At 71.4% G+C, this 6,543-nt stretch carries 5 protein-coding genes and 1 pseudogene; 5 read left to right on the top strand and 1 reads right to left on the bottom strand.

What is annotated here, in order from left to right; genetic code table 11:
• Positions 1-219 (bottom strand): annotated as a pseudogene (locus tag AOK17_RS49075) (hypothetical protein); the annotation flags it as partial.
• 141 nt (positions 220-360) lie between these two features.
• Between AOK17_RS49075 and mtnA the strand changes: the two are divergent.
• The 5 genes from mtnA to AOK17_RS31905 all read left to right on the top strand — a co-directional run.
• A complete protein-coding gene (mtnA, locus tag AOK17_RS31925) occupies positions 361-1,506 on the top strand; it encodes an S-methyl-5-thioribose-1-phosphate isomerase (protein ID WP_055616054.1) in 1,146 nt (381 codons plus the stop codon).
• 8 nt (positions 1,507-1,514) lie between these two features.
• Positions 1,515-2,204 (top strand): two-component system response regulator MtrA, encoded by a 690-nt coding sequence (gene mtrA / locus AOK17_RS31920; protein ID WP_188114266.1) that lies wholly within the window; start codon positions 1,515-1,517, stop codon positions 2,202-2,204.
• 1 nt (position 2,205) lies between these two features.
• Positions 2,206-4,263: an MtrAB system histidine kinase MtrB gene (mtrB, locus tag AOK17_RS31915; RefSeq protein WP_055616052.1), complete on the top strand. Its 2,058-nt coding sequence runs from the start codon at positions 2,206-2,208 to the stop codon at positions 4,261-4,263.
• Positions 4,253-6,100 (top strand): LpqB family beta-propeller domain-containing protein, encoded by a 1,848-nt coding sequence (locus AOK17_RS31910; RefSeq protein ID WP_107102554.1) that lies wholly within the window; start codon positions 4,253-4,255, stop codon positions 6,098-6,100. The genes mtrB and AOK17_RS31910 overlap by 11 nt, the downstream gene beginning before the upstream one ends.
• Positions 6,101-6,252: 152 nt before the next feature.
• A partial coding sequence (locus AOK17_RS31905; RefSeq protein WP_425424653.1) for a ComF family protein occupies positions 6,253-6,543 on the top strand: 291 nt, incomplete at its 3' end.

The raw sequence follows: 6,543 nt of genomic DNA, 5'->3' as shown, positions 1-6,543 counted from the left end.
GTCCTGGGGGCTGCCGGGGGACGGCCACTGGGCCGGCGGGGGCTGCTCCTTGGACCACTTCGGGCCGGGGCCGGACGGGTCGGTGCCCGGCTGGCCCGCGGGCTCCGTGGGACCGGGCCGGTCCGCGGGCTCGGCGGGGCCGGAAGCCGTCGGCTCCTGTCCGTTCTGCCCGTCGGAGGGGGCAGATCCGGGCGATGCCCAGCCCGGAGTGTCTTTCATCGTCGCTCCTTCACGGTGCCCGTTCCGCGGTCGCGGCGGCAGGTTGGCTGCCATCGTGCCACGGTGTGGCCGGGAAGTGACCGGCTGCCGTATGGGCTGCACACCTTCAATTGTCCGGCCGGTACGGGGCAGACTGGGCGGATGGCTGATCAGTACGCGCAATCCCGCGAGAACCAGCGGCCCACCGAGATTCCGGCGATCCGGTGGGACGAGCCGCCGGAAGGTCCTGTACTGGTCCTCCTCGACCAGACGCGGCTGCCCGCCGAGGAGGTCGAGCTGGTGTGCACGGACGCGCCCGCTCTGGTGGAGGCGATCCGTACGCTCGCGGTTCGCGGGGCGCCGCTGCTCGGCATCGCGGGGGCTTACGGGGTCGCGCTCGCCGCCGCCCGGGGGTTCGACGTGGACGAGGCCGCGGCCTCGCTCGCGAGTGCTCGGCCGACCGCGGTGAACCTCTCGTACGGGGCGCGCAGGGCCCAGGCGGCCCACCTCGCGGTCCTGCGGGGCGGTGGTGACCAGAAGCAGGCCGCCGATGCCGCGCTGGCCGCCGCGCGGGCGCTCCACGAGGAGGACGCCCAGGCCAGCGCCCGGATGGCCACGCACGGGCTGGCGCTGCTCGACGAGCTGCTGCCCGGCGGAAACCACCGGATTCTCACGCACTGCAACACCGGTGCGCTGGTGTCCGGGGGCGAGGGCACGGCGTTCGCGGTGGCGCTCGCGGCGCACCGGGCGGGGCGGCTGCGCAGGCTCTGGGTGGACGAGACGCGGCCGTTGCTGCAAGGTGCTCGCCTGACGGCCTATGAGGCGGCGCGGAGCGGAATGGCGTACACCTTGCTCACGGACAACGCTGCGGGATCGCTGTTCTCGGCGGGAGAGGTGGACGCGGTGCTGATCGGTGCCGACCGGATCGCGGCCGACGGTTCGGTGGCGAACAAGGTGGGGAGCTATCCGCTCGCAGTGCTGGCCAGGTACCACCATGTGCCGTTCATCGTGGTCGCGCCGGTGACGACGGTGGATCCGGACACTCCGAACGGAGCAGCGATCGAGGTCGAGCAGCGTGCCGGACATGAAGTGACGGAGATCACAGCACCGCAGGTGCCGGTGGCGGGAGCGGAAGCGGGAGGCGGGATACCGGTGGCACCCCTGGGGACCCAGGCGTACAACCCGGCCTTCGACGTGACGCCGCCCGAGTTGGTGACTGCGATCGTCACCGAGGAGGGCGCTGTGTCTCCCGTGACGGCTGAGGCGCTTGAAGAGCTGTGTGACAGGTCACGCCAGGTAACGATTTAGTTAATGGGATGATGTCGTTTATGAAGGGACGAGTCCTTGTCGTCGATGACGACACCGCACTGGCCGAGATGCTCGGCATTGTGTTGCGTGGTGAAGGTTTTGAGCCGTCTTTCGTAGCCGACGGCGACAAGGCGCTGGCCGCTTTCCGTGAGAGCAAGCCCGACCTGGTGCTCCTGGACCTGATGCTTCCCGGCCGGGACGGCATCGAGGTGTGCCGCCTGATCAGGGCGGAGTCCGGGGTACCGATCGTGATGCTCACCGCGAAGAGCGACACCGTCGATGTCGTGGTCGGCCTGGAGTCCGGCGCGGACGACTACATCGTGAAGCCGTTCAAGCCAAAGGAACTGGTGGCCCGGATCCGGGCCAGGCTGCGCAGGTCGGAGGAGCCGGCGCCCGAGCAGCTCGCCATCGGCGATCTGGTCATCGACGTGGCCGGTCACTCTGTGAAGCGGGACGGGGCGTCCATCGCGCTGACTCCGCTGGAGTTCGACCTGCTGGTGGCGCTGGCCCGCAAGCCGTGGCAGGTGTTCACGCGTGAGGTGCTCCTGGAGCAGGTGTGGGGCTACCGCCACGCGGCGGACACCCGCCTGGTGAACGTCCATGTGCAGCGGCTGCGCTCCAAGGTCGAGAAGGACCCGGAGCGGCCGGAGATCGTGGTGACCGTCCGTGGCGTCGGTTACAAGGCCGGACCGAGCTGACATGTCCCGGGACAGTGCCGCTTCGGCGCCCGGCCAGCCGGGGACCCGCGCGGGGCGGCCTGTCGGCCGGAGGACGACGGGCTCCCGCTGGGGACAGTTCGCCGAGGGCGGGCTGCTGCAGGGCGGAGTCCAGGGCAGCCCGGTCCTTCGGCTGCTCATGCGCTGGGTGCGCCGTCCGCTGCTGCCCGTCATGCGGCTGTGGCGGCGCAACATCCAGCTCAAGGTCGTCGCCACGACCCTGCTGATGTCGCTGGGTGTCGTCCTGCTGCTGGGCTTCGTCGTGATCGGGCAGGTGCGCAACGGCCTGCTGGACGCCAAGGTGAAGGCCTCGCAGAGCCAGGCCACGGGTGGGTTCACGGTCGCCAAGCAGGAGGCCGACAGCGCGGCGGGCGCGGACGACGGCCCGGGCGGCCCGGACGAGAACCCCGTGCAGAACGTGAGCGGCTGGATGAGCGCCCTCGTGGAGTCGCTGTCCAGCGGCGGCCAGGGCGCGTTCAGCGTCGTGACCCTCAGCACCGCCTCCGCCGACAACGACAGCAGGGGCCTCGGCCCGCGTGCGTCGGGCTTCGTCGACTGGAGCCTCAGCGTGCCCGAGGACCTGCGCGACCGGGTCGACGAGGGCGCGGGCGCGGCCCAGAGCTACACGCGCGTCTTCTACACCAACGGCCAGGCGTCCCAGCCGGCGCTGATCATCGGCACCCAGCTCAACGACCCCAAGAACACCCCGTACCAGCTGTACTACCTCTTCCCGCTCACGCAGGAGGAGAAGTCGCTCAGCCTCGTCAAGGGGACGCTCGCGACGGCCGGGCTGTTCGTGGTGGTGCTGCTCGGGGCGATCGCCTGGCTCGTGGTGCGCCAGGTCGTCACGCCCGTACGGATGGCCGCCGGGATCGCCGAGCGGCTGTCCGCAGGGCGCCTCCAGGAACGTATGAAGGTCACCGGCGAGGACGACATCGCGCGGCTCGGCGAGGCCTTCAACAAGATGGCGCAGAACCTGCAGCTGAAGATCCAGCAGCTGGAGGACCTGTCGCGGATGCAGCGGCGGTTCGTCTCCGACGTGTCGCACGAGCTGCGTACGCCGCTGACGACCGTCCGGATGGCGGCCGACGTCATCCACGACGCGCGCGTGGACTTCGATCCGATGACCGCGCGGTCGGCCGAGCTGCTCGCCGACCAGCTGGACCGGTTCGAGACGCTGCTCGCGGACCTGCTGGAGATCAGCCGCTTCGACGCGGGCGCGGCGGCCCTGGAGGCCGAGCCGATAGACCTGCGGGAGGTCGTCCGCAGGGTCGTCAGCGGGGCCGAGCCGCTCGCCGACCGCAAGGGCACGCACATACAGGTCGTCGGGGACCAGCAGCCGGTGGTCGCCGAGGCGGACGCCCGGCGCGTGGAGCGGGTGCTGCGCAATCTCGTCGTCAACGCCGTGGAGCACGGCGAGGGCAAGGACGTCGTGGTCAAACTCGCCGCGGCGGGCGGGGCGGTCGCGGTCGCGGTGCGTGACTACGGAGTGGGGCTCAAGCCCGGCGAGGCGACCCGGGTGTTCAGCCGCTTCTGGCGGGCGGACCCGGCACGCGCGCGTACGACCGGCGGTACGGGCCTCGGTCTGTCCATCGCCCTGGAGGACGCGCGGCTGCACGGCGGCTGGCTGCAGGCCTGGGGAGAGCCGGGGGGCGGCTCGCAGTTCCGGCTGACGCTGCCGCGGACCGCGGACGAGCCGCTGCGGGGCTCGCCGATACCCCTGGAGCCCAAGGACTCGCGGCGCAACCGCGGGCTGAACGACGCGGGGCTGCCCCTCGGCGGCACGCAGAAGCTGGCCACAGTGCCCGCGCAGCCCGTCAGCGAGCGCACCGGGCCGCCGCCGATGATCGCTCCCCGGGTGACGGGCGCGGTGGACCCGGCGGCGCTGCCCGGCAACGGTGCGCGCGTGGTGCCGCGGCCCACCGCGGAAACGCGCGGCCAGAGCCCCGAGGCGGCGGAGGACGCCCCGTCCGAGGACGGCCGGGGAACCGGTGAGAGGCCGGAACAGTTGAAGCAGGGGGAGGAATCACGTGGGCGCTGACCGCGATCGGGGCGGCCGTCGGCGTCCGGTGCGTCTGGTGACGTACGGCGTCTGCGGGGCCGTACTGCTGACCGGGTGCGCCTCGATGCCGGACGGCGGGGATCTGCGCGGCGTCGAGGCCTCGCAGCGGCCGGACCCGCAGGTCCGGGTCTTCGCCATGCCGCCGCGGGAGAACGCGCAGCCCGAGGAGATCGTGCAGGGCTTCCTGGAGGCACTGACCAGCGACGATCCGGGGTTCGAGACGGCACGCAAGTACCTGACGGGCGAGGCGTCCAAGGAGTGGCGTCCGAACCAGTCGACGACGGTGCTCGCGGACGGGCCGAACACCGCGGCGGAGCACAGCGGCAGCCGGGAGGCGACCGGCGACTACGTGTACTCGCTGACCGGCACCAGGGTCGCCAAGGTGGACTCGCAGTTCGCGTACGAGCCCGCCGCGGGCACGTACAACGAGCTCGTGCACCTCGCGAAGTACAAGGAGAAGGACGGCAGCAGGCAGTGGCGCATCGACGAGCTGCCGCAGGGCCTGGTGATGGGGAAGTCCGACTTCCAGCGCAACTACCTGTCCGTCAACAAGTACTACTTCGCGTCGAACACCTCGGGCAGGTCGGACGATCAGCTCGGGGCCGTCGCCGACCCCGTCTATGTGCGTGAGCAGGTGGACCCGGTGACGCAGATGGTCCGCTCGGTCCTGAAGGGGCCGACGAGCTGGCTCAAGCCGGTCGTCAGGTCCAGCTTCCCCACCGGTACGGCGTTGAAGAAGGGCGTCAAGACACTCGCGCCCGACGATCAGAACCGGCTGACGGTGCCGCTGAACGACAAGGCCGACCGGATCGGCCAGTCCGTGTGCACGGAGATGGCGGCCCAACTCCTGTTCACCCTGGAGGACCTGACGCCCACGGGCATCGACGAGGTGGTGCTGCAGCGTTCGGACGGCACACAGTCGTGTGCGCTCAGAGCGAGCAAGGCCGAGATCTACGTCGCCCACGGCCCGGCGAAGCGTGCCGAGTACGAGTACTTCATCGACGGTGAGAAGCGGCTCGTCCGGATAGCGAGCACGGGCAGCGAGCAAGAGCCCGAGCCGGTGCCGGGTGCGCTCGGCGACGGCGACAAGGCGCTGCGCTCGGCCGCGGTCTCGCGGGACGAGGACACCGCCGCCGGGGTGTCCCTCGACGGACGCTCGCTGTACGTCGGGTCGCTCGCGTCGGGCGGTTCGCTCGGGGAGCCCGTGCTGCGCAGCAAGGCCAAGTCGGAGGACGACGGGCTGACGACGCCCAGTTGGGACGCGAGCGGGGACCTGTGGGTGGCCGACCGCGACCCGAAGAGCTCCAAGCTGCTGCTGCTCACGAAGGGTGCGGGTGAGCCGCTGGTGGTCACGACGCCCGGCCTCGAAGGGCGCATCGAGGCGGTGCGGGTGGCCGCCGACGGCGTGCGGATCGCGCTGATCGTGCGGAAGGACGACAGGACGACCCTGCTCTTGGGGCGGATCGAGCGGCAGAACGGATCGGACGGGAAGCCGTCCGTCTCCATCCATGAGCTGCGGTCCGTGGCACCGCAGCTGGAGGAGGTTACCGCCATGTCCTGGGCCGGCGACAGCCGGCTGGTCGTGGTCGGGCGCGAGGCCCGGGTCGTGCAGCAGATCCAGTACGTCCAGGTCGACGGCTCCACACCGGTCGGTCCGGCACCCGCCGCGCTCACCGGCGTGAAGGAGATCGCCGCCTCCGAGGACGAGCGGCTGCCCCTGGTGGCCCATTCGGAGGACGGGATCGTGCGGCTCTCGTCCGGGTCCCAGTGGCAGACGGTGGTCAAGACGGGGATGGCGCCGGTCTATCCGGGGTGAGCGCCGGCCTTGTCCGGCTTGGCCGACCTGCCTTCGCTGTCTGAGCGCCTCCCTCGTGTGGGTGACAACGTCCTTGTGATTGGCCGGAGTTGTCCACAGGGAGTTGTCCACAGGGGTGGCAGGGGTGCCCGGGCGTTGGCACAGTGGTGGACATGCGGGGGTGGTGGCAGGACCTCACCGACCTGGTGCTGCCGGCCGAGTGCGGAGGCTGTGGGAGACCTCGCACGGTGCTCTGCCCGGAGTGCCGTGCCGCCCTGACGGGGGCCGTACCGAGCCGGGTGCGACCGGAGCCGGAACCACCGGGGCTGCCGGTGGTGCACGCGGCGGCTCCGTACGAGGACGAGGTGCGCGCGGTGCTCCTCGCCCACAAGGAACGGGGTGCGCTGATGCTCGCGAGACCTCTGGGAGCGGCGCTGGCGGGGGCCGTGCGGGCGGGGCTCGCG

Source organism: Streptomyces phaeochromogenes, from assembly GCF_001418655.1.
GTDB classification, from domain to species: domain Bacteria; phylum Actinomycetota; class Actinomycetes; order Streptomycetales; family Streptomycetaceae; genus Streptomyces; species Streptomyces phaeochromogenes.
The sequence above is the reverse complement of the archived record's forward strand: the minus strand, read 5'-3'. Positions and strand labels throughout refer to the sequence as shown.